Raw genomic sequence first — 19866 nt, forward strand, 5'->3', positions numbered from 1 at the left:
CTGTTTCACTTAGTTTTCATAGAATTTTTTACAGTTCCAATTTTAAAAAATAAACATCTACTTCTTCAATGATAAATGTCGAATATTAAGCAAGTAATAAATTGTTGTAAAATTATGATGAATTTTCCTAAAAAAGGGCAAATATTAAAGAGTAATGACGTTTTGTTTTCCCATATAAGAAAAGCGCAGAGCGCCCGCTTAGAAACGTAGCGACTGGAACGAATTAACTGAGATAAAGGAATCACGGTGAGTTTACGAACCGATGATGACTTATCGTAGGGCAATTCGTGAAGTCGCCTAGTTTCTGGGCGCTCGGAGCTAGACATCTGCTCAAAATTTATACTTTCTTACCATATAAAAAAGCCAAGTACGAGTACTTGGCCAAATTTTATTCTATATATTCTTTTTCTATTTGTTTCGTACTTCTTACCGTATCAATGTGGCGCACCATTCCTTCAATTTCTTCCCGTTTATCTTCTAAAAATGGTGGTAAAGATAGCTTTTCACCTAATGTTTCATATGGTTCATCTCCCATAAAACCTGGACCGTCAGTAGCTAATTCGAATAATATCTGGGGTGCGACCCTTGCATATAATGATTTAAAGAAGAAACGATCGACATATCCGGAGGTCTGAAAACCAAATCGGCGGTAATGCTCATCCCATTCGTGTAATGTTTCAAGATCATCAATCCGGAATGCAGCATGATGTACGGTTCCATAACCTTGACGCGCCATAGGTAAGACAACATTCTCTTCCACAATCACCTGTGCTCCATTTCCGCCTTCACCCACTTCAAATAAGTGAGAAGAACCTTCCTGATCTATTTCGGAAAACAGCAAGACTTTTTCCATGACTTGCTTGAAATATTTATAATCTTGAATACGAACAAAAATCGGACCTAAGCCAGTGATCGCATACTCTAATGGAATAGGACCACCTTGCCATGGAGTACCAGATGCAACTCCTTCATTATTTTCGTCTGAAATTAACTGGTATTGCTGATCATCAAAATCAACAAAATTAATTACTTTTTTACCGAATTGTTCTTTAATGCCATCATGTTTTACCTCTAGCTTATCAAACCGTTTTACCCAGTAATCAAGGGCAGCATCAGAAGGAACACGAAAAGCTGTACGATAGATTTCATTTGTACCATGGGAACCTTTTGGGATACCAGGAAAGTCAAAGAAAGTCATATCTGTCCCTGGACTACCTTTATCATCTGCGAAAAACAAGTGATAAGTTTGTATGTCATCCTGGTTAACAGTTTTCTTGACTAATCTCATACCTAATACATACGTGAAAAATTTATAATTCTCTTCTGCACTACTTGTTATAGCTGTTACGTGATGAATACCTTTCAAGCTGTTCATATTATCATCTCCTATAATTAGGGAATATTGTTTCGAATTCGAGATAAATATAACAGAGAGAATTGGGAAAATCAATTAATAATACTTCACAATTAGCTTTAGCTTGGAGCGGACATTTATTCCGTTAATTTGGGTGAAATCCGTATTTGGGGAGTGCCTTCGGACATCTGTTCCGCTATTTAGGCAAAAAGCTCGGAATTTACAGCCAATATTTCCAAATAGCGGAATGAATGTCCGCGAACCTTCTCAAAATTGCAGTTTTGTCACAAATAACGGAACAGATGTCCACTTTCCCCTCTCTATAAGCGGTTCACTGTTTAACTTTTCCACCAATCATCAAATACTGTAACAGGTTCTTCCCGTTTATGACGTGTTTTTAAGAACCAGTTTTCAATTGTTTCTGCATCTTTATCTGACACTTGTTTTCCTTCTAAATAGTCATCTATTGCGTCGTACGTCACACCTAAAGCTTCTTCATCCGGTAATTGCGGACGGTCCGTTTCTAAATCTGCAGTAGGCGTTTTCTCATATAGACGCTCTGGACAACCGAGCATTTTAAGAATTGCTTTTCCTTGGCGCTTATTTAAGCGATATAATGGTAAAATATCTGCTGCTCCATCACCATATTTCGTAAAGAAACCAGTGACTGCTTCTGCAGCATGATCCGTACCAACGACAACGCCATTACATGCAGCCGCAATATCATATTGCACTTTCATACGTTCACGTGCTTTGGTATTTCCTTTGACAAACTCACTAATATCGCCGATTTCCTTCTCAACTGCAGCTTCACTGGCATCAACAGCCGCCTTGATATTCACACGGACCGTTCGACTAGGCTTAATAAAATCAAGAGCAACGAGACAATCGTCTTCATCTGCTTGCTCTCCGTATGGTAGACGGACTGCGATAAATTCATATTTTTCTTCACCTAGCTCTTCATTCAATTCATTAATGGCTGTTTGGCAGATGTATCCTGTTAATGTTGAGTCTTGACCACCAGAAATTCCTAATACAGCACTTTTCAGAAAAGAATGTTTTGTTAAATACCCTTTGACAAAGTCGACACTACGACGAAATTCTTCTTGTAGATCGATCTCCGGTTGCACTTTTAAAGTTTCAATAATTTCTTTTTGTAAAGAACGCATATATATGTCCCCTTTCTGTTATTCAACCTTCTGCTTTACTTTTGCCTTAATGTCGCGAATCAAGTTCATTTTATTCTCCCAACATGCTTCACTTAAATCAACTGGATACTCTTCCGGTTTCATTGTTCGTTTGTACTCTTCCCATAAAAGCTTCATATTGCTAGCTGTGTAATTCTGGATCTCCTCTAAGGATGGGCTTTGATAGTTAATGTTGCCATTTACAACAACATCCTCATGTAGATCCACAGCTGTAAAATTTGTTACAAACTTACTAATATAGGTATGCACTGGATGGAACATTTTCAAACGCTCTTCTGCTTGTGGATTCTCATGCTCTAATGCGATATAGTCTCCTTCTGAATGACGATTTTCATTATTAATGATCCGGTAGACCTTCTTACTTCCTGGCGTTGTAACTTTTTCCGGGTTAGCAGAAATCTTAATCGTATCAATCATTTCACCATCTTCTTCAATAGCTACTAATTTATATACGCCACCTAATGCTGCTTGATCATAAGCCGTAATCAACTTAGTACCAATACCATAAATATCGATTTGTGCGCCTTGTGCCTGCAGGTTTAGTATCGTATATTCATCTAAATCGTTGGATGCAATAATTTGAGCATCAGGAAATCCTGCATCATCTAACATTTTTCTCGCTTTTTTAGATAAATAGGCCATATCCCCACTATCTAAACGAATACCTTGGAATTTTATTTGATCACCAAATTCTTTCGCAACACGAATGGCATTCGGGACGCCAGATCGTAATGTATCATAAGTATCAACGAGAAAGACACAGTTTTTATGTGTGCTGGCATATTTTTTGAAGGCAGTATAATCATCTCGATAAGCCTGCACCATTGAATGAGCATGGGTTCCGGCAATCGGTATCCCGAACAGCTTTCCAGCTCGGACGTTACTTGTAGCAGAAAAACCACCGATATACGCAGCTCTTGTTCCCCAAATGGCAGCATCCATCTCATGAGCACGTCTTGTTCCAAATTCCATTACGGTACTGTCGCCTACCACATGTTTAATCCGGGCAGCTTTTGTTGCGATCAATGTTTGGTAATTCACAATGTTAAGCAAAGGTGTTTCTATTAATTGCGCCTCTGCTAAAGGTGCTTCGATTCGCATTAATGGTTCATTGGCAAAGACAATCTCCCCTTCTTTCATCGACCGTATCGTACCTGAAAACTTCATATTTCGTAAATAATCAAGAAAATCCTCTTCATATCCACCAATTTCTTTTAAGTAGGTTAAATCACTTTCCGTAAAACCGAAATTCTCAATAAAATCTAATACACGATCTAATCCGGCAAAAACAGCATAGCCATTATCAAAAGGAAGTTTGCGAAAATACAATTCAAATACGGCTTTTTGATTTGCTTTGCCATCACGCCAATAAGTTTCTGCCATATTGACTTGATACAGGTCAGTGTGTAGCATCAAGCTATCGTCTTCATACGTCATTGTTGTTCTCCTCCAAATTCTGTTACTCTTGCTTCCCAAGTATGTTCAGTCTTTCACTCTTATATGCAATAGTTGTCATCATCTTCTTTACCTATAGTTTAACCCTTCCATACACTTATGTAAAAAAGAATACTTATTAAAGAACCTATTTAACTGTTAATTATAACAAAACGATGAACAGTTGTCAGAAGAATTTTACAATACTGACCAATTTGGTATGATGGAGAAAATGAGTACATAGGAGGAGTTAGATGACAAATAAAGTAGTACTTGCAGGTGGAACAGGATTTATCGGCCAGTATTTCCAACAGAAGTTCGAAGCACTCGGATATAAAGTAATCCTAATTGCAAGGAAATCGCCTGCTATTACATGGAATGATCATGAGAGCATGGTTGATGCTTTAGAAAATGCTGAAATGGTTATTAATTTAGCAGGAAAATCCGTAAATTGCCGTTATCATGAACAGAACAAAAAAGAGATTCTTCAATCTCGAACAGGTACTACGAAATTGTTAGGAGATGCCGTAACAGCTTGTGAAAATCCTCCGAGACTTTGGGTCAATGCTAGTACGGCTACGATTTATCGGCATGCAGAAGATCGGCCGATGACAGAAACAGATGGTGAAATCGGAACAGGCTTCTCTGTTGATGTTGCAACGAAATGGGAAAATACTTTTTTCCATTTCACCACACCCCAAACACGGCAGGTAGCATTAAGAATCGCGATTGTATTAGGCCCTGATGGCGGTGTTATTACACCTTATAAAAACTTAGTGAAATTTGGCCTCGGTGGCATTCAAGGAAATGGTAAGCAAATGTTCAGTTGGATTCATGTTGAAGACCTATTTCAAATTATTGTATTTTTGAACAAGCATGAAGAATTGGAAGGAGTATTTAATTGCTCATCTCCTAATCCGATTCCTAACTATCATTTAATGAGAGTATTACGGGAGCAGTTGAACCGACCTGTTGGTTTATCAGCACCAGCTCCTTTGTTAGAATTAGGTTCGTTTTTTCTACGAACAGAAACGGAATTAATCTTAAAAAGCAGATGGGTTATACCAAAAAGATTACTAGATGCCGGTTATACCTTCCGTTTTCCAACAATTGAACAAACATTAGCAGACATACTGTAAAGGTTATTTTAGAAATATCAGCATTGTTAGTATGTTTTTTGCTAATAATCCGCTATACTAGAAATAGTCGTTTAGTTTCGCTAACCCTTATTGGGGGCAATCCCCTACTAAGGGAAGTCTCACTTTAAAAGGTAGGAATCGTGCATGACGGATCATAATGAAAATATTACGAGAATTGAATTAGACGGAAAAGAATACATATTAATTGGAACTGCTCACGTATCAAAGCAAAGTGCAGAGCAGGTTAAACAAGTAATTGAACAGGAACAGCCTGATTCCATCTGTGTCGAATTGGATAAACAGCGTTATCAATCCATCGTCAAAGGCAGTAGCTGGCGTGACATGGATATATTCCAAGTAATAAAAGAAAAAAAAGCTACTTTATTACTGATGAATCTAGCTATATCCTCTTTTCAAAAACGGATGGCGAAACAATTTGGTATTAATCCTGGACAAGAGATGATTCAAGGAATTGAATCAGCCGATGAAATAGGTGCAGAATTAGTGTTAGCTGATCGAAATATCCAAATCACCTTCGCACGCATTTGGCGAAGTATTGGTTTAAAGGGGAAAATGATGCTTTTAACACAAGTATTAGCTGGCGTTTTCTCTAAAGAATCAATCTCGGAAGAAGAACTGGAAAAAATGAAAACACAAGACTCGATTGATAGTGTGTTACGTGAGTTTTCGGAAGCTTTTCCACGCCTAAAAAAACCATTAATTGATGAACGAGACCAATATTTAGCACAAAAAATAAAAAAAGCACCTGGTGAGAAAATCGTGGCAGTTTTAGGAGCTGCCCATGTACCAGGAATTACAAAGGAAATTCAAAATAACCACGACCTAAAAAAATTAACGAAATTACCTCCAAAGTCGAATGTACCAAAGATTATTGGATGGTCCATTCCCTTAATTATTATTGCGTTAATTGCATATACCTTTTGGTCCAATCCTGTAGCAGGTTGGCAGCAAGTAGTCAGTTGGTTACTTTGGAACGGAGGCTTTTCCGCATTGGGTGTAGCCTTGGCGTTCGGTCATCCTTTATCGATTTTAACCGCATTAATTGCTGCGCCGATTACATCTCTTAATCCCTTAATAGCTGCCGGATGGTTTGCAGGGTTTGTACAAGCGCTAGTGAAAAAGCCTCACGTATCCGATTTTGAAGCTTTAACTGATGATGTTCACACGGTAAAAGGGTTTTGGAACAATAAAGTTACTAGAATATTGCTGATTATAGTTTTCGCCAACCTTGGTAGTACACTAGGAACCATTATTGCAGGGACAGATATTGTTCGATTATTTATTAATAATTTATAGGTAAAAAGGACTTTTCTTTACGAAAAGTCCAATTTTTTTCGTTATGACTAGAACACACGTTCGATTTTGTGGTATACTATAGACAACCCTCTACATAGAAAGGGGGTGTGGAATATGGAAGTGGTGCTAACTATTATTGGGTTAGCTGTAGGTATCATGGTTGCTTGTATTAATTTAGTAACGGCGATCATGAACTTTAAAAGGCATAAGAAAAAGGATCACCGCTCTGCCAAGCGATGATCCGAGTAAAAGCCACACGAGTGTGAGGATTATTCCTCGCACTCACTCCATATTCTACTTTCATTATACAAGAAATATGTATGATATGTAAACGAATATTATTCACAATTTCCGGCTTTTATAATGCCGCTCCATATTCTTAACGGCCGCTTGTTCTATTTTTGCGAAGTTTGTCATATATGCAATGAATCAGTAACAATATGTCATAATATTCGTGTTCCCCAAACTTGTCAATAGCATTTTTTGATTATATTTTTCTATTTTCACCTTTTTTTTCCTGATACCTTTTAATAAAACGGCTTGATCAACTAATTCCATTATCGCTTTTAAATATTGGTAAAGTAATCCAAAATTATTACAAAAAATCCATGCTATGATGTAATCGTACAACAAAGAACAAGGAGTGGATCACTTTATGATAAAGAAACTATCAATGACGCTTCTACTAATTGGAGCGCTAGTAATGACAGCAGGTTTTTCATCTAATTCAACATTGTATGCTAAGCAACATGTGCAAAGTAATAATTTTCAATATGTTTCAACAGAGAAATTCTCTGAATCTACTATACAAGAGCTAATAGAGAAATGTTTCGGTAATGCCAATGTTGAAGTAGAGAAACAGCCAGAGCAAAACGAAAATCAAAAAGAAGCGGAACAACCAGAAAAAGAGCAAACACCTGCTGAAGAGCAACCAGAAAATAATAACGAAAATGAAGCACCAGTAGAAGTACCAGTTGAGCAAGAAGAAACACAACAAGAAACATCTGTTAAAGAAGATAATGCTCAAGAAAATACAGAAGAGCAAGAACAAACAACAGAAAATAATCAAGACGCTGATATTAGCGAATTTGAACAAGAAGTTGTTGCATTAACAAATGAAGAGCGTCAAAAACAAGGATTGCCAGCATTGGAAATCGATGCAGAGTTAAGCAAAGTAGCTAAACAAAAATCAGAAGACATGGCTACAAATGGTTACTTCAGCCATAACAGTCCGACTTACGGATCTCCTTTTGATATGATCCAACAAGCAGGTATCGATTACCGCACTGCTGGTGAGAATATTGCTAAGGGTCAACAAACACCAGAAGAAGTAGTAAATGCTTGGATGAATAGTGAAGGCCACAGAGCAAACATCTTAAATGAAAACTTTACTCATATCGGAGTTGGATATGTCGAACAAGGGAATCATTGGACACAACAATTTATTGGTAAATAAGTAACGGGGATCTTTTCCCGAATCTGCAAACACCTAGAGAATATGTATTTCTCTAGGTGTTCTTCTATTTAAGCTTTTCTCTTAAACACATTCCCTAACAGATAGAAGCAAATACCGATTAGGATGAGCCAGTATAACTCGATTGTTATGGACGGTCCAAAAGATGGCATAAAGTAGAACAATGCCAGAAAAATACAAAATGGCAAAGTCCCAAAGACTATCCCCGTAACCAAGAGTTCAAAGACCTTTGATACATTTTTAAAACAAGTCCAAATAATATATCGGATAACACCACAAACGACAAGAAATGCAATCCCTAATGATAATAGCGTATTAACAGACAAGGTTCCGATATAATACGTTTCATTCGATTCCAATTGGCCAAATCCATAAGAAAGAATTGAACTAACTAAACCATTAACAAATGTTGCTACACCTAGAAAATAAAACACCCCCATAAAAAAGAGCATGATTACTTTCTTCGTAATGACTTGTGGCAATTCACCAACTATTTCATCTGCATACTGTTTTGGATCTGTACCAAACAACTCAGAAGCATCTTTCCCTTCATGTTGTAATATTAGCAAATGATCCAGCAGTTCCATTAATACCTCTTCCGTTTCAGCTTCTGACTTCTTATAAGACAGACGAACATACATCAGCATATCTTCATATATTTTCTTATTTTCTTTGTTCAGCAGCTTTCTTTTTTCATTATTCTCTGCAATTAAGCTTTGCATTTAGATTTCCTCCTTATCACTTAATAATTGATCAACTGGTTTTTTTAGATATTCCCAATTTTTTCGAAAAGTCTCTAATGACTCTTCTCCTGAGTCTGTCAATGTGTAATACTTACGATTGGGCCCACTAGGTGATTTTCTCATTTCTCCTTGAATGAGCTTTTCTTTTTGCAGCCGTAGTAATATGGGATAAATGGAACCTTCACTAACATCTAAACCCTGGTCTTGCAATTTCATGGCTAATTCATATCCATAAACGGTCTCCTTGGAAATAATAGCCAAAATACACCCTTCTAATATTCCTTTCAATAATTGACTTCTGATTGCCATCTCATCACCTACCTTGTATTGCAAGTTACTGAAGTTAAGAAAAACCGGGAAAGCCCCTCCTGTCCAAAGTAGTTATTTTGACATGAATAATAGGTGTAACAACCGCTGCGGCTATCCCGCTTCAACTCCTGTGGGAACTGTTTTACCTGAACATCCACTTTTTCAAGCGGTTTTTGCTTGGAAAAGTTAGCTGAAGGTAAAACCCCACGGAAAGGGAAGCGGGCAGCCGGAGCGATGCTTTCCGTCTACATATCATTTCCAAATGACCACCTATGATATAAAACACTATCATGCCGCTTATTATATACTTTCCTTATAAATAAATAAGAACAAGATTTAGTATCTTGTTATACAATATAGTTATATTATATATACCTTCCAGTTCTTTAGCAAGAAAAAACTCCTGAAAAGTATCTCAGGAGTTTGATGAAGGTTGTAAAATATATTCTAGAATCTCATGTAATTCAAGACGTTTTACTTGGTTAATCTCTATTTGCTGTTGTTGCAATTCTTTTTCTAATTCTACAAGTTGGTTGGTTACAATTTGAGTTGGGCTCTCTTCTATTTGCCAGACCCTAATGTCATCTTGGAAATGATCCGGCAAATCGGATAACCATAGTCTTGCCCAGCGATTTTGGATCTCATCCTTTTCAAACATATCTTTGATCTCACCATTATCTAATAAACAAATATAATCGCACAATTGCTTGACTTCCTCCTGCAAATGAGTAGCCATGACAATGGTGTGATCACCATCCTCCATAAACTGTGATAAATCTTCGCGCATTCGTTGTTGGGATATCAAATCTACACTAGCTGTTGGTTCATCTAATATTAAAAGCTCGGGATGATGCGCCATTGCTAAAACAAATTCTACTTTTTTCTTTGTCCCCATGGAACAATGAGCGAATTTCTCTTTCCGATTTATATGATACCGTTCAGTCAACAAAGTATAATATTGCTGATCCCAATTACGATACCAATGTCCAACAAGTTCAGCCAGTCCATCAACCGTTAATTGTTTAAACGCCTCATATAATCCCCCACCTGCAAATCCAATCCGCTCTTTGACTTGCACTTCATGTTGATTTATATCCATTCCTAGTACTTGAATACTCCCATTGTCAGGATTTCTTAACTTCATGATCGTCTGTAATAACGTACTTTTCCCTGATCCATTCGATCCTAGTAATCCAATAACCATACCTTTCTCCACTTTTAGATCAAGTGGGCCCAGTTTAAAATTATTATATGTTTTTACTAATGATTGAATCTCAACTGCAAAGTTCATGAACGATCATCTCCTCTCTCAAGATCATCAATTACTTTATCACATATTCCTCTTAGCTGTGTGAGTGAATAGCCCATCCATTTACTTTCTTCGAGCGCTTTCTTCAATATGGAATAGACAATCTCTTCTTTTATTTGATCCTGGGTATTCGACCCCAACGCCTTTACAAAAGTTCCTTTCCCTTGCACTGTTTCGATAAATCCCTTGTTCTCAAGATCTTGATATGCTCTTCTGGTTGTAATAACACTACAAGATAAGTCATGTGATAAAGCCCGAATGGAAGGTAGTGCCGCACCTGCCTGCAGTTGCCCACTAACAATTAGTCTTTTAATTTGTAGTTCAATTTGATAGTAAATAGGTTCTTTACTATCATCTGATACTACGATTGGTAGCTTCATTCACACTCACCTTCCATCTACAGATAATCTCTTTCCAAGAGTCTTTTATTTAATAACTTCGCCATTGTGATAACTCCCAATATACCACAGGTAAGGGAAATAATAACAGGAATAACAGGCGCTCTTGTCAGAAGTAAAATGGTCGCATTTACAATACTCGTATTCCAGACTTGATGGACAAGAAATAAAACAAGAATTAAACAAACCATCAAGATAAATGAATAAATATATAACACTTTTCCATTTGTACCAGATTCAATATACGGGTTTAAACTACCTATTACTAATGCATAACCAATCCAAAATAAAACGAAAGCTAGGAATTGATGATACTCAAGGTGAATGAAAATCGAATTTGGCACACTAAACGTTATCGTTAAATAGAACGCTAGCGAAAACAGTACAAATATAACGAGCATAAATAATATTCGGCTTAACGTCAGTACCTCCGTTGATACAGGTAAGGAACGATAAACGGCCAATCTTTTTCCAAATGGATCTTCTTTAATCGCTCGAAGGCTTACATATGGGCCCCACATAAAAAGCGCTGACAAACATGGGGTAAACCCAAGGAAAATTGCATCAACAAGAATACTATCAATATAAACAGTATAGCCATCAAAAACTAGCCGACTACCATATATATCCGCATCTTCAAATAAATTAATTATATTTAAGTAAAAAGTTGGTGTAATAATTATTCCGATAAAAATCGTGAACAGCAAAGTCAAAATGATTCCAGGAATTTGCATCTTTAATTCTTTTTTTGCTATCCACCAAGAATCTTTCCACATCTTAATATCCACCTCACTTATTGCTCTTCGAAAAATCTTTCGATAAATGGATTTTCTACATTCATAAATTCAAATCCTAATGCTGCTAGTATTCCTAATAATAAACTCCAACCAACAATACTTATTGTCATCCATACTGTTACTTGTCTCTTGGTTCCTCCGAAAACTAAACATAAAAACGCACTAAGATGACTCCCAATCAAGAATGGACCAATTAGCGTCAGACCTGGGAGTCCATATTTTTTCCAAATGTTTTCAGCTTTCGTAGCTTTTTTATTAGATTGTTGCTTCTTTTTCCTCCTCCACTGTTTTATTTTGTTAATAAATAGAATAACAAAATAAACAGTTATAAGATTCCCTAATACAGCCAATATAAAGGTTGGAACAGGTGATAGTCCTGCCACTACCGCTATCGGTGTAAGATATACAGCTTCCACAAAAGGTATCGCTGCCAATAAGAAAACCAAGATATAAGCCCAAATCAATTCCATGAATTCCATTTTTTCACCTCAAATTGTTATAGTGTTTATATTAATATATACAGTATAACAATATTTATTTCCAGTCAAGACCTTTTTTATTATCTCTGCTTTTTGGGAGATTTGTTTATTACATAACATATAAGAAAAGCGCCCGCCTAGTTTCTGCGCGCTCGGAGCTAGACAGGCATCCAATTTTTATACTTTCTTTGCATTTAACAAAAAAAGCTGACCAGAGGTATTTAATAACCTCAGATCAGCTTACTCCATAGTCTATGCCATTTCTTCTTGTACTTTCTCTTCTTTTTCCACTTGTTTGTTTGATTTCCACAGTTGACCGATCTCTTCCAATGTTTTGTTCTTTGTTTCTGGAACAATTGTCATCACGAAGATGAAGCAGATAACGTTGATGACAGCGAACATCCAGAATGTAAATGAGCTACCCATATTATTAATGAGTACTGGTGTAAATTGACCAATTGCCCAGTTAGCTCCCCATAAGAAGATGGTTGCGATCCCTACTGCTTTTGCCCGTAAGTGGTTCGGGAAAATCTCTGGAATCATAATCCACGGAATAGGTCCCATCGACACACAGAAGGAAGCGGTGAAACCTGCAATTAAGATAATCAATAAGACGCCTGAACTTGCTGGTTCAAAGTAGAAGACACTTCCAATTAAGAGCATGAAAATTGCCATTAAACTAGAACCAATTGCCATCAATTTCTTTCTACCGAGCTTATCTATTAAAAAGATTGCCAGAATTGTAAAGACAACTTGTACACTACCAATAATACTTGTCGCTAAAAACTCTGTATTGTTTTCAAAACCGACACTACGGAAAATATCCGGACCATAGTAAGTTACTGCATTCATACCGATTACTTGGTTGAATAGGGCAAGGAAAATACCGACACCCATTGCCATTCTTAATCCAGGCTTTACAAGTTCTTTTACAGAACTGCTTTGTTCCACTTCGATAGAGGCTTTGATCTCTTTTGCTTCTTTCTTGGCAACTTCATCACCATTAATTCGTTTTAGAATATGAAATGCCTCTTTATCTTTTCCTTTTTGAATAAGATATCTTGGACTCTCTGGAATAAAGAATAAAAGGAATAAGAATATGATCCCTGGAATTGTTCCATATCCTAACATCCAGCGCCAGCCTAGTTCTAATCCCCATTCATGTGTGCCACTATTTGCTACAAAGTAATTAATATAGAAAGTGGCACAAATACCGAAGATCGTGAATAACTGATACAACGAGCCTAATCGTCCACGAATTGCTGGCGGAGCACATTCACTGATGTAAGTAACCGATAAAGCGGATGCAAAACCGATTCCAAGACCACCTAAAATTCGTGCTAGTACTAATGTTGTTACATCTATCGCAAAAGCTGAACCTAATGCTGAGATGATGAAAAAGATAGCAGACATCATCAATAACTTCTTACGTCCCCAACGATCACTTAAAAATCCGGATAATGCAACCCCTGTGACACCACCAACCATGACACATGAGATAACCCAACCTTCCATCGCTGGACTTAAATTATATATCTCCTGCAAATATCCGATTGCACCGGAAATAACAGCGGTATCAAAACCGTATAAAAGACCTGCCATACCAGCAGATGCTGCAATTAAAATAACATACCAAAGTGAATGTTTCTTTTCCATGATAAATCCCCCATTATGATAAATTTGATATCGTTTTCTTTTTAGCTAAGTTAGAACCTTTTTTGATCCGCTTTCATTACGTAATAAAGGTTTATAACTTTAAGATATTTATAATTTATCATGTATACACTTTCATGGGAGCGTCATCATCTTCACTTTTTTGTTATTTGCTAGATTATTTTGTTGTATGTTGTGAAAAAGAAAAACTTGGCTGATCGCCAAGTTTAAACAAAAGTCACTTTTATGATTTCTCTTCTTTCATTTTTCGCGCTGTTTCTCGAAGACTTTTTTGTGTTTTTCTCTCCCTTTTGTTCTCGAGAGCGACCCTCAGACCACTGTTAAGAATATTGCTTACGGTATTCACTCGGGCTCAGTCCAGTCTCTTTCTTAAATACTCGACTAAAATAATTAGGATCCTTATATCCAACCGTTAAAGCAATTTCTTTTAATGATACTCGCTCATCTAATAATAAGTCTTTTGCCTTTGTCAGCCTGGTTTGTGTCACATACTCAACAAAAGTAAATTGAAAATGCTCTTTAAACAATTTACTGAAGTAATAAGAGCTTAACCCCACTGTCTCAGCTACTTCTTCCAATGTTATATTTCTTTGATAATGGGCTTCAATATATTCCTTTGCCTGCATCAACAGACCTTGAACTCCAGTTGAACGCCATTCACTTATCTGCATCATTACTCTTTGCAAGTGAACCTTAGCAGCTTCCCTGATCTGTGTCGCTGTTTCAAACTGATCAAAGCTCATTTGGATATTCCGATCCAGACCTAGCTCTTTCATCATTCTTGTTAAGATAATAAAAAAGTTTTCGATTGTCTTTTGGATGATTTGGACCTGATAACTTGCATTCTGTTGTACCGATTGGAAATAGCCGTCAAATAACAACGTTCCCTGCTGACTATCTCCTTTTTTAATGGCTTCTAGTAAGTCTTTCTCTTCCTCAAAATGGATCCGTTCTTTTCTTTTTTCAGCCATTTGTTCTGTATAGACTTGATATTTAGCGCCAGAGTGGGTTTGCACTTGCTCTAAAGCATATAGTGCTTCTTGATAGGACCTGGAAAAATCCTGTAAATCAGTAATAACTGCTCCTACCCCAACACAGAGCTGACAGTCATGCAATTCACGCTGTATATCCTGTATAACATCTCTGGCAAACTGATCCATTCGATAATCACCATACTTAACGAAAACTGGAACTTGATAACCTGTCAGCGGTCCTACAAAAACATCATAAGGTAACCTTGTTAATCCGTCTTTTAGTGTGCGATACCAGTTACTTTTCTGTTCACGGGCAGGTCTAAGCACCTTTGACTGAAAAGAAAATACAGCAGCAAAGCCTTTTGTATTCTCGACATCTAGCCATTTCGTCCAATCTTCGGCGTTGAACTCATGAACATGATCCATCATTAACGTTAAGATAAATTCCATCTCTACCAATGCACTGGCTTGTTCTAATCGTTCATTTAGCTCATTTTTTTCAGATAGTTCTGCAACCATTCGATCGTAAGCTTCTAATACTTCTGATACTTTACTCGGCTTTAACAGGTATTCTTTTATGCCAAATTTCATGGCTCGTTTAGCATATTGAAACGTATCAAATGCAGATACCATGATACATTTTGTTTCCGGTAATGTCTGAAGAATTTGTTCAATGGCTACCAAACCATCAAATTCTGGCATTTTAATGTCCATTAAAATAATATCAGGTCGATGTGTTGTGGCAAGCTCAACTGCTTCTTTGCCGTTTTTTGCTTCTGCAATAATTTCAGCATTTGATCTGTTTCGTTCTAAAATCATCCGGATTCCTTCTCGTTCAATTGCCTCATCATCTACAAGCATAACTTTTATCATTTTGTCACTCCTTTCTTAGCTTAATGGTTACTTTGGTTCCTTTACCGACCACTGATTGAATAGACACTTCACTTTCTTTATCAAATAACTTGAGGCGATCGATTACATTTCTCATGCCAATCCCTGTCGAATGCCCTTTTCTATTCGTTTCTGTATTCTCATCTGCTGTTAATAAACGATCAATCGTTTCCTGCTCCATCCCTACTCCGTTATCGGTTATTTCAATCCATACTTTTTCTTCCTTTTGATAAATGGCAAGGGTTATTTCTGCACCATCTGCCATTTCCTCAATACCATGCATGAAGGCATTTTCAATAATAGGCTGTAACGTCAGGCAAGGTATTGGGGTTTGTAAACATTCTTCCTCAATATCCTGATCGAATGTTACCCTATCACCGAACCTCGTTTTTTGTATGAAAAAGTATTCCTTCACGATCTCTACTTCATCTTTCAAATGGGTTTCTCTATCTAAACTACCGATATTATAACGTAACAACGCCGAAACAGACGAGATTAAATCACTGGTTCGTTCTGCTCCCTCAATATACGATGTTTTGGAGATCGTATTTAATGTGTTAAATAGAAAATGAGGATTAATTTGATTTTGCAAGCTCTTCAATTCCATTTCCTTTAACAATTGAGACATCCGGGCTTTTTCCTTCATTTCCCGAATCGCCTCGACGATATTCCATTTCATTTGATTAAATGTTTCTGTTAAAATTTTTAGTTCATCCTTTTGTGGCACAACGACATCTTCTACTGTATAATTCCCCTGTGAAATTTCCTTGGCAGCACCAGTTAGGCGTTCAATCGCCCTTGTAATGCCATTAGAGAACCATAAGGCAAACAAAATACTAAGGATGATCACTGAAATAAAAATAGCAGTCCCCATATTTTTCGAATATTGAACCCGCTGGTCTTCCAGTTCTATTAAGTTCTGATAAACAGTAAGTTCTGAATTAATTAATTCTAAGGTTTTCTCATGAATATAAGTTGCACTATTATCTGCTTCATTCAAATAATAGGAATATTGCTCAATATCATCTTGTGCTACACCTTCTGCAGTTAAATCGGTTAATTCTAAAAAGCTTGTTAATAAATGGACATAGTTTTTCTTATCTATACTTTCTTCAGCAGCTATCTCAAACCGCTCTTGTAATTCGTTTAATTGTTGCTTGTCCTCCTCATAATATTGGAGGTTTTCATCTGTTGGCTCATGCACATAAATTTGCAGTGATTGATAGGTTTGATCTGTATTATTTGTTATTTCATTTAATAAAAAATAATGAGCTGAACGTTCATCATGTAATTCAACAATTCTTTGCGCACTTTGTTCACGAATGAAAAATAAAATAATCACTAATAACAGAATAGCAGCGAAGTATATGAGTAGTTTTGTTCTAATCCTAATCATCAATATCCTCTTTTCTAACTACAGATGCATTCGTATGGTAAACATCCTGTACTTCTTGATTATTCATCAAGTCCAGCATTAACTCCACACTGCGATTTCCCATTTCATATGGTTTTTGCCCAATTAATACATCCACTTTTCCCTCTTCCAAAAGTGCAATATTCGCTGGTAATACATCGAAGGCAATCATATATAGAGATTCTTCTATTCCCAACGATTCAGCAGCAGCAACCATACCAATCCCATCTAATGCACTTGTGCCATATAACGCGGTAATATCAGGATAATCACTTAACATATTATGCGTCTTCTCTTCCGCAACTACTCTCGTAATATTTGACTCTTCAACCGCAACAATATCAATACCTGGCTCTTGTTCGACAACATCTCTAAATCCTTCGACACGTAATTGATGATGAGCGTTTTCAAAACTACCTGTGATGATCCCTACAGTAGCTTCACCACCCGTGTCTTCAAGCAATGCCTTACCAGCTAGTTTTCCAGCTTCATAATTATCCGTTCCGATATAAGTTGACCGTTTACTCTCCGGTGCATCAGTATCAATCGTTATAACTGGAATCCCCTGATCTACTGCTTGATTAATCACTGGTAAAAATTCATCATTCAACGCTTGTACAATAATGCCGTCCACTTTTGATTTCATCGCAATGTCGAGAAGCTTCAGTTGTTCTTCTGGATTGGAACGTCTCGGCCCCTCATACTCGATAAACACATCATATTTTTCCTCCATATCTTTTGCCCCTTCACCAACTAATCGCCAGTAATCATGATCCATTTCTTCTCCAATTAGAGCAAAATGATAGGTTGGCACCTGTTCTTTCGAAGTCGCATCCGTAATCTTGGATTGGAATGCTTTAGATTGTATATAAAAGTATATCGAAAAGCTTACCGCTATCATAAAACATGAAATAAGGATTATATTCATTAACTTACTATTTCTCATGTCACCCTCCTGTGTTCCAATGATGATACGAATTATAATAGCACACCAAATCTGAAACGAAAACCAACTGCATCTAAGTTTAATCGTCCTAAATATGGGAATCGTACATTATGTAAGCACCATACTACGATTGGAGGTTAGTTTCATGATTGATCAAAAGTACCAAAAACTACTCGATACTTTACACATTTGCATGACGAAATGTAACCATTGTTTTAATGCGTGCTTAAAAGAAGAAAATGTCGACATGATGACGAAATGCATTCAACTTGATCGTGAATGTGCTGAGATTTGCAGCTATTTACAGGGAGCTATCACAAGAAATTCCCCGTTTATTAAGCAATTAGCTACTATTTGTGCAGAAATTTGTCAAACATGTGGAGAGGAATGTAACAGACATCATCACGATCATTGCCAAAGATGTGCGGATGCATGCTTCCAATGTGCAAAAGCTTGTAGAGAAGTTTCCTAACCTACCATTAAGAGGAGTGATACTTATGCCTTGGGATACAAGTGATTATCCAAGTTCATTAAAAAACTTAGAAACTCCCATCAGGAAAAAAGCGATTGATATCGCCAACGCTATGACCGATGAAGGATACCAGGAAGGACAGGCTATTCCGATTGCAACCGAACAGGCAAAGGAATGGTATGAAAACGCATCTGATCAAGAGATTCAACAAGCCAAACAAATGAGTGACGAAGAGCTTCGGAGTCGCGATCAAGATGCACAAAATAGTAGACCCGAGCTATTGAAAAAAGGTGAGCACGTCATTCCTCATGAAAATAGCTGGGCTGTAAAAGTACAAGACGCCAAACAAGCTTCTTATGTTTTCAACAATAAACAGGAAGCTATCGAGAGAGCAAAGGAAATTGCCGCTAATAAAGGAACCGCTGCTATAATCCATAAAAAAGACGGTTCCATTCAAGAAAAAGTAACTTTCTCAGAATAATAGTTTAATCGTTTTAGTATCGGGTATCAGATTAATACAACTAGAGAAAGGGGTGAATCATTCATGGCCAACAACCAAGGAAAATATGCAAAAGGCAATCAAAAAAATAGCGAAAATGATAATAATTAATATAAGAAGGCTGACCAGAGATATCTCACACACTTTGGTCAGCCTTTTCCTTGATAGTTAATAATGAATGTACTTGAATAGTCGTAACTAGCGGACTTATTATTGCCAGCTCTCTTCCTTTATCAATCCCACTTGTTTACCACCAGGTACTTCTACAATCCGTTCATCAACGATTAACCAAACCGATTGCGCTGATGGGTTGTAGACAAACTGGCTATTTGCTGAGAAATGCAATCTCCTAAAAGCCATGATATAATCAATAATTTCCATATTGGTTGCATACCAGATATCTTCTTTACCTCCAATAAATTCGGAGAACTGTTCAATTAACTCCCAATTATCATCCTGATCAAATTCATAGCTATGTCCCCACACATAAAACATATATAAATATTGTTTTTTATGTAAGGAAACAAACTCTTCCGCCAGTTGTAAAAGATTATGGTTATGATGACACGTCGGATTCCATTCGAGAAAATCATCTGGCATATTGAAGTGGCCTGTACTATTTACTGTTCTTGCATATTCAATCCCTAAATAGGGCAATACTTCTTTTATGAAAGAGTTATAAGAACCATTCGGATAGGATAGCCCCCTTACCGGGTAACCTGCTAGTTCTTCAAGCCTTTTTCGATCTTCCAGTATTTCTTCTACTAGCTGTTCTTTCGGAGAACGTTCAATAGTAGGGTGTGTGACTGTATGTGCTGAAACTTCATGTCCCTGATATAAGGACACTATTTCTTCTGCTGGTATTCTGTCTCCTTCTCCTAGTAAGCCCGAATTCAAGTGAAAAGATCCTTTAAGCCCATAACGATTAAAGATATCGACTAAACGTCTATCCGCCGCTTTCCCATCATCATAGCTCATCGTTAATACTTTGAATTTCCCTTTTGGAAAAGTCATCACCACTTTTGGCATTTGAGT

20 protein-coding genes are annotated in these 19866 nt (G+C 37.0%); 6 read left to right on the forward strand and 14 right to left on the reverse strand.

Translation table 11 applies throughout. The features are described 5' to 3' along the window. Positions 1-388: 388 nt before the first annotated feature. The 3 genes from GH715_RS11170 to GH715_RS11180 all read right to left on the reverse strand — a co-directional run bounded on the left by GH715_RS11170 (position 389) and on the right by GH715_RS11180 (position 3999). Positions 389-1375: a ring-cleaving dioxygenase gene (locus tag GH715_RS11170; RefSeq protein WP_153835591.1), complete on the reverse strand. Its 987-nt coding sequence runs from the start codon at positions 1373-1375 to the stop codon at positions 389-391. A gap of 317 nt (positions 1376-1692) precedes the next feature. Then, positions 1693-2523, reverse strand: coding sequence for an ammonia-dependent NAD(+) synthetase (nadE, locus tag GH715_RS11175; protein WP_153835590.1), 831 nt, complete (start codon positions 2521-2523; stop codon positions 1693-1695). 18 nt (positions 2524-2541) lie between these two features. Further along, a complete protein-coding gene (locus tag GH715_RS11180) occupies positions 2542-3999 on the reverse strand; it encodes a nicotinate phosphoribosyltransferase (RefSeq protein WP_153835589.1) in 1458 nt (485 codons plus the stop codon). Between the two features lie 251 nt (positions 4000-4250). Here GH715_RS11180 and GH715_RS11185 point away from each other — a divergent pair, with 251 nt between their 5' ends. The 4 genes from GH715_RS11185 to GH715_RS21875 all read left to right on the forward strand — a co-directional run bounded on the left by GH715_RS11185 (position 4251) and on the right by GH715_RS21875 (position 7908). Then, positions 4251-5135 (forward strand): TIGR01777 family oxidoreductase, encoded by an 885-nt coding sequence (locus GH715_RS11185; protein ID WP_153835588.1) that lies wholly within the window; start codon positions 4251-4253, stop codon positions 5133-5135. A gap of 144 nt (positions 5136-5279) precedes the next feature. Further along, complete coding sequence (locus GH715_RS11190; RefSeq protein ID WP_153835587.1) at positions 5280-6452, forward strand: TraB/GumN family protein; 1173 nt, start codon at positions 5280-5282, stop codon at positions 6450-6452. Between the two features lie 114 nt (positions 6453-6566). Continuing rightward, on the forward strand, positions 6567-6692 hold the full coding sequence (locus GH715_RS21785) for a hypothetical protein (protein ID WP_018932177.1): 126 nt from the start codon (positions 6567-6569) through the stop codon (positions 6690-6692). 415 nt (positions 6693-7107) lie between these two features. Next, the gene (locus GH715_RS21875; protein WP_153835586.1) at positions 7108-7908 is read left to right on the forward strand and encodes a CAP domain-containing protein; all 801 of its coding nucleotides are present in this window, start codon (positions 7108-7110) and stop codon (positions 7906-7908) included. Between the two features lie 68 nt (positions 7909-7976). On the opposite strand, the gene GH715_RS11200 is transcribed toward GH715_RS21875, so the two are convergent. The 10 genes from GH715_RS11200 to GH715_RS11245 form a co-directional block, all read right to left on the reverse strand. Beyond that, entirely contained in the window at positions 7977-8648 is a 672-nt protein-coding gene (locus tag GH715_RS11200; RefSeq protein WP_153835585.1) for a DUF1129 family protein, read from the reverse strand. Further along, a complete protein-coding gene (locus GH715_RS11205) occupies positions 8649-8978 on the reverse strand; it encodes a PadR family transcriptional regulator (RefSeq protein WP_153835584.1) in 330 nt (109 codons plus the stop codon). 415 nt (positions 8979-9393) lie between these two features. Then, the gene (locus GH715_RS11210) at positions 9394-10269 is read right to left on the reverse strand and encodes an ABC transporter ATP-binding protein (protein ID WP_153835583.1); all 876 of its coding nucleotides are present in this window, start codon (positions 10267-10269) and stop codon (positions 9394-9396) included. After that, complete coding sequence (locus tag GH715_RS11215) at positions 10266-10667, reverse strand: GntR family transcriptional regulator (RefSeq protein WP_153835582.1); 402 nt, start codon at positions 10665-10667, stop codon at positions 10266-10268. The genes GH715_RS11210 and GH715_RS11215 overlap by 4 nt, the downstream gene beginning before the upstream one ends. Positions 10668-10684: 17 nt before the next feature. Further along, the gene (locus GH715_RS11220; protein ID WP_153835581.1) at positions 10685-11461 is read right to left on the reverse strand and encodes a hypothetical protein; all 777 of its coding nucleotides are present in this window, start codon (positions 11459-11461) and stop codon (positions 10685-10687) included. Positions 11462-11478: 17 nt separating this feature from the next. Continuing rightward, on the reverse strand, positions 11479-11961 hold the full coding sequence (locus tag GH715_RS11225) for a small multi-drug export protein (protein WP_153835580.1): 483 nt from the start codon (positions 11959-11961) through the stop codon (positions 11479-11481). Between the two features lie 252 nt (positions 11962-12213). After that, positions 12214-13617: a sugar porter family MFS transporter gene (locus GH715_RS11230; protein ID WP_153835579.1), complete on the reverse strand. Its 1404-nt coding sequence runs from the start codon at positions 13615-13617 to the stop codon at positions 12214-12216. 338 nt (positions 13618-13955) lie between these two features. Next, complete coding sequence (locus GH715_RS11235) at positions 13956-15482, reverse strand: response regulator transcription factor (protein WP_153835578.1); 1527 nt, start codon at positions 15480-15482, stop codon at positions 13956-13958. 4 nt (positions 15483-15486) lie between these two features. Beyond that, a complete protein-coding gene (locus GH715_RS11240; protein WP_153835577.1) occupies positions 15487-16896 on the reverse strand; it encodes a sensor histidine kinase in 1410 nt (469 codons plus the stop codon). Beyond that, the gene (locus tag GH715_RS11245) at positions 16889-17860 is read right to left on the reverse strand and encodes a sugar-binding protein (RefSeq protein WP_153835576.1); all 972 of its coding nucleotides are present in this window, start codon (positions 17858-17860) and stop codon (positions 16889-16891) included. The genes GH715_RS11240 and GH715_RS11245 overlap by 8 nt, the downstream gene beginning before the upstream one ends. A 145-nt stretch (positions 17861-18005) precedes the next feature. Between GH715_RS11245 and GH715_RS11250 the strand changes: the two genes are divergently transcribed. Together GH715_RS11250 and GH715_RS11255 are read left to right on the forward strand one after the other, a co-directional pair. Then, positions 18006-18332, forward strand: a complete 327-nt coding sequence (locus tag GH715_RS11250) for a four-helix bundle copper-binding protein (RefSeq protein WP_153835575.1) — start codon at positions 18006-18008, stop codon at positions 18330-18332. Positions 18333-18357: 25 nt separating this feature from the next. After that, entirely contained in the window at positions 18358-18813 is a 456-nt protein-coding gene (locus GH715_RS11255; protein ID WP_153835574.1) for a DUF2188 domain-containing protein, read from the forward strand. Between the two features lie 228 nt (positions 18814-19041). On the opposite strand, the gene GH715_RS11260 is transcribed toward GH715_RS11255, so the two are convergent. After that, positions 19042-19860, reverse strand: coding sequence for a polysaccharide deacetylase family protein (locus GH715_RS11260; protein WP_153835573.1), 819 nt, complete (start codon positions 19858-19860; stop codon positions 19042-19044). Positions 19861-19866 lie beyond the last annotated feature (6 nt).

The organism is Gracilibacillus thailandensis (genome assembly GCF_010994055.1).
GTDB lineage: Bacteria > Bacillota > Bacilli > Bacillales > Amphibacillaceae > Gracilibacillus > Gracilibacillus lacisalsi.

What these genes read in the sequence shown, in the direction of transcription:
- GH715_RS11170 (WP_153835591.1), bottom strand. Translation starts at nt 1,375, where the DNA reads ATGAACAGCTTGAAAGGTATTCATCACGTAACAGCTATAACAAGTAGT.
- nadE (WP_153835590.1), bottom strand. Translation starts at nt 2,523, where the DNA reads ATGCGTTCTTTACAAAAAGAAATTATTGAAACTTTAAAAGTGCAACCG.
- GH715_RS11180 (WP_153835589.1), bottom strand. Translation starts at nt 3,999, where the DNA reads ATGACGTATGAAGACGATAGCTTGATGCTACACACTGACCTGTATCAA.
- GH715_RS11185 (WP_153835588.1), top strand. Translation starts at nt 4,251, where the DNA reads ATGACAAATAAAGTAGTACTTGCAGGTGGAACAGGATTTATCGGCCAG.
- GH715_RS11190 (WP_153835587.1), top strand. Translation starts at nt 5,280, where the DNA reads ATGACGGATCATAATGAAAATATTACGAGAATTGAATTAGACGGAAAA.
- GH715_RS21785 (WP_018932177.1), top strand. Translation starts at nt 6,567, where the DNA reads ATGGAAGTGGTGCTAACTATTATTGGGTTAGCTGTAGGTATCATGGTT.
- GH715_RS21875 (WP_153835586.1), top strand. Translation starts at nt 7,108, where the DNA reads ATGATAAAGAAACTATCAATGACGCTTCTACTAATTGGAGCGCTAGTA.
- GH715_RS11200 (WP_153835585.1), bottom strand. Translation starts at nt 8,648, where the DNA reads ATGCAAAGCTTAATTGCAGAGAATAATGAAAAAAGAAAGCTGCTGAAC.
- GH715_RS11205 (WP_153835584.1), bottom strand. Translation starts at nt 8,978, where the DNA reads ATGGCAATCAGAAGTCAATTATTGAAAGGAATATTAGAAGGGTGTATT.
- GH715_RS11210 (WP_153835583.1), bottom strand. Translation starts at nt 10,269, where the DNA reads ATGAACTTTGCAGTTGAGATTCAATCATTAGTAAAAACATATAATAAT.
- GH715_RS11215 (WP_153835582.1), bottom strand. Translation starts at nt 10,667, where the DNA reads ATGAAGCTACCAATCGTAGTATCAGATGATAGTAAAGAACCTATTTAC.
- GH715_RS11220 (WP_153835581.1), bottom strand. Translation starts at nt 11,461, where the DNA reads ATGTGGAAAGATTCTTGGTGGATAGCAAAAAAAGAATTAAAGATGCAA.
- GH715_RS11225 (WP_153835580.1), bottom strand. Translation starts at nt 11,961, where the DNA reads ATGGAATTCATGGAATTGATTTGGGCTTATATCTTGGTTTTCTTATTG.
- GH715_RS11230 (WP_153835579.1), bottom strand. Translation starts at nt 13,617, where the DNA reads ATGGAAAAGAAACATTCACTTTGGTATGTTATTTTAATTGCAGCATCT.
- GH715_RS11235 (WP_153835578.1), bottom strand. Translation starts at nt 15,482, where the DNA reads ATGATAAAAGTTATGCTTGTAGATGATGAGGCAATTGAACGAGAAGGA.
- GH715_RS11240 (WP_153835577.1), bottom strand. Translation starts at nt 16,896, where the DNA reads ATGATTAGGATTAGAACAAAACTACTCATATACTTCGCTGCTATTCTG.
- GH715_RS11245 (WP_153835576.1), bottom strand. Translation starts at nt 17,860, where the DNA reads ATGAGAAATAGTAAGTTAATGAATATAATCCTTATTTCATGTTTTATG.
- GH715_RS11250 (WP_153835575.1), top strand. Translation starts at nt 18,006, where the DNA reads ATGATTGATCAAAAGTACCAAAAACTACTCGATACTTTACACATTTGC.
- GH715_RS11255 (WP_153835574.1), top strand. Translation starts at nt 18,358, where the DNA reads ATGCCTTGGGATACAAGTGATTATCCAAGTTCATTAAAAAACTTAGAA.
- GH715_RS11260 (WP_153835573.1), bottom strand. Translation starts at nt 19,860, where the DNA reads ATGCCAAAAGTGGTGATGACTTTTCCAAAAGGGAAATTCAAAGTATTA.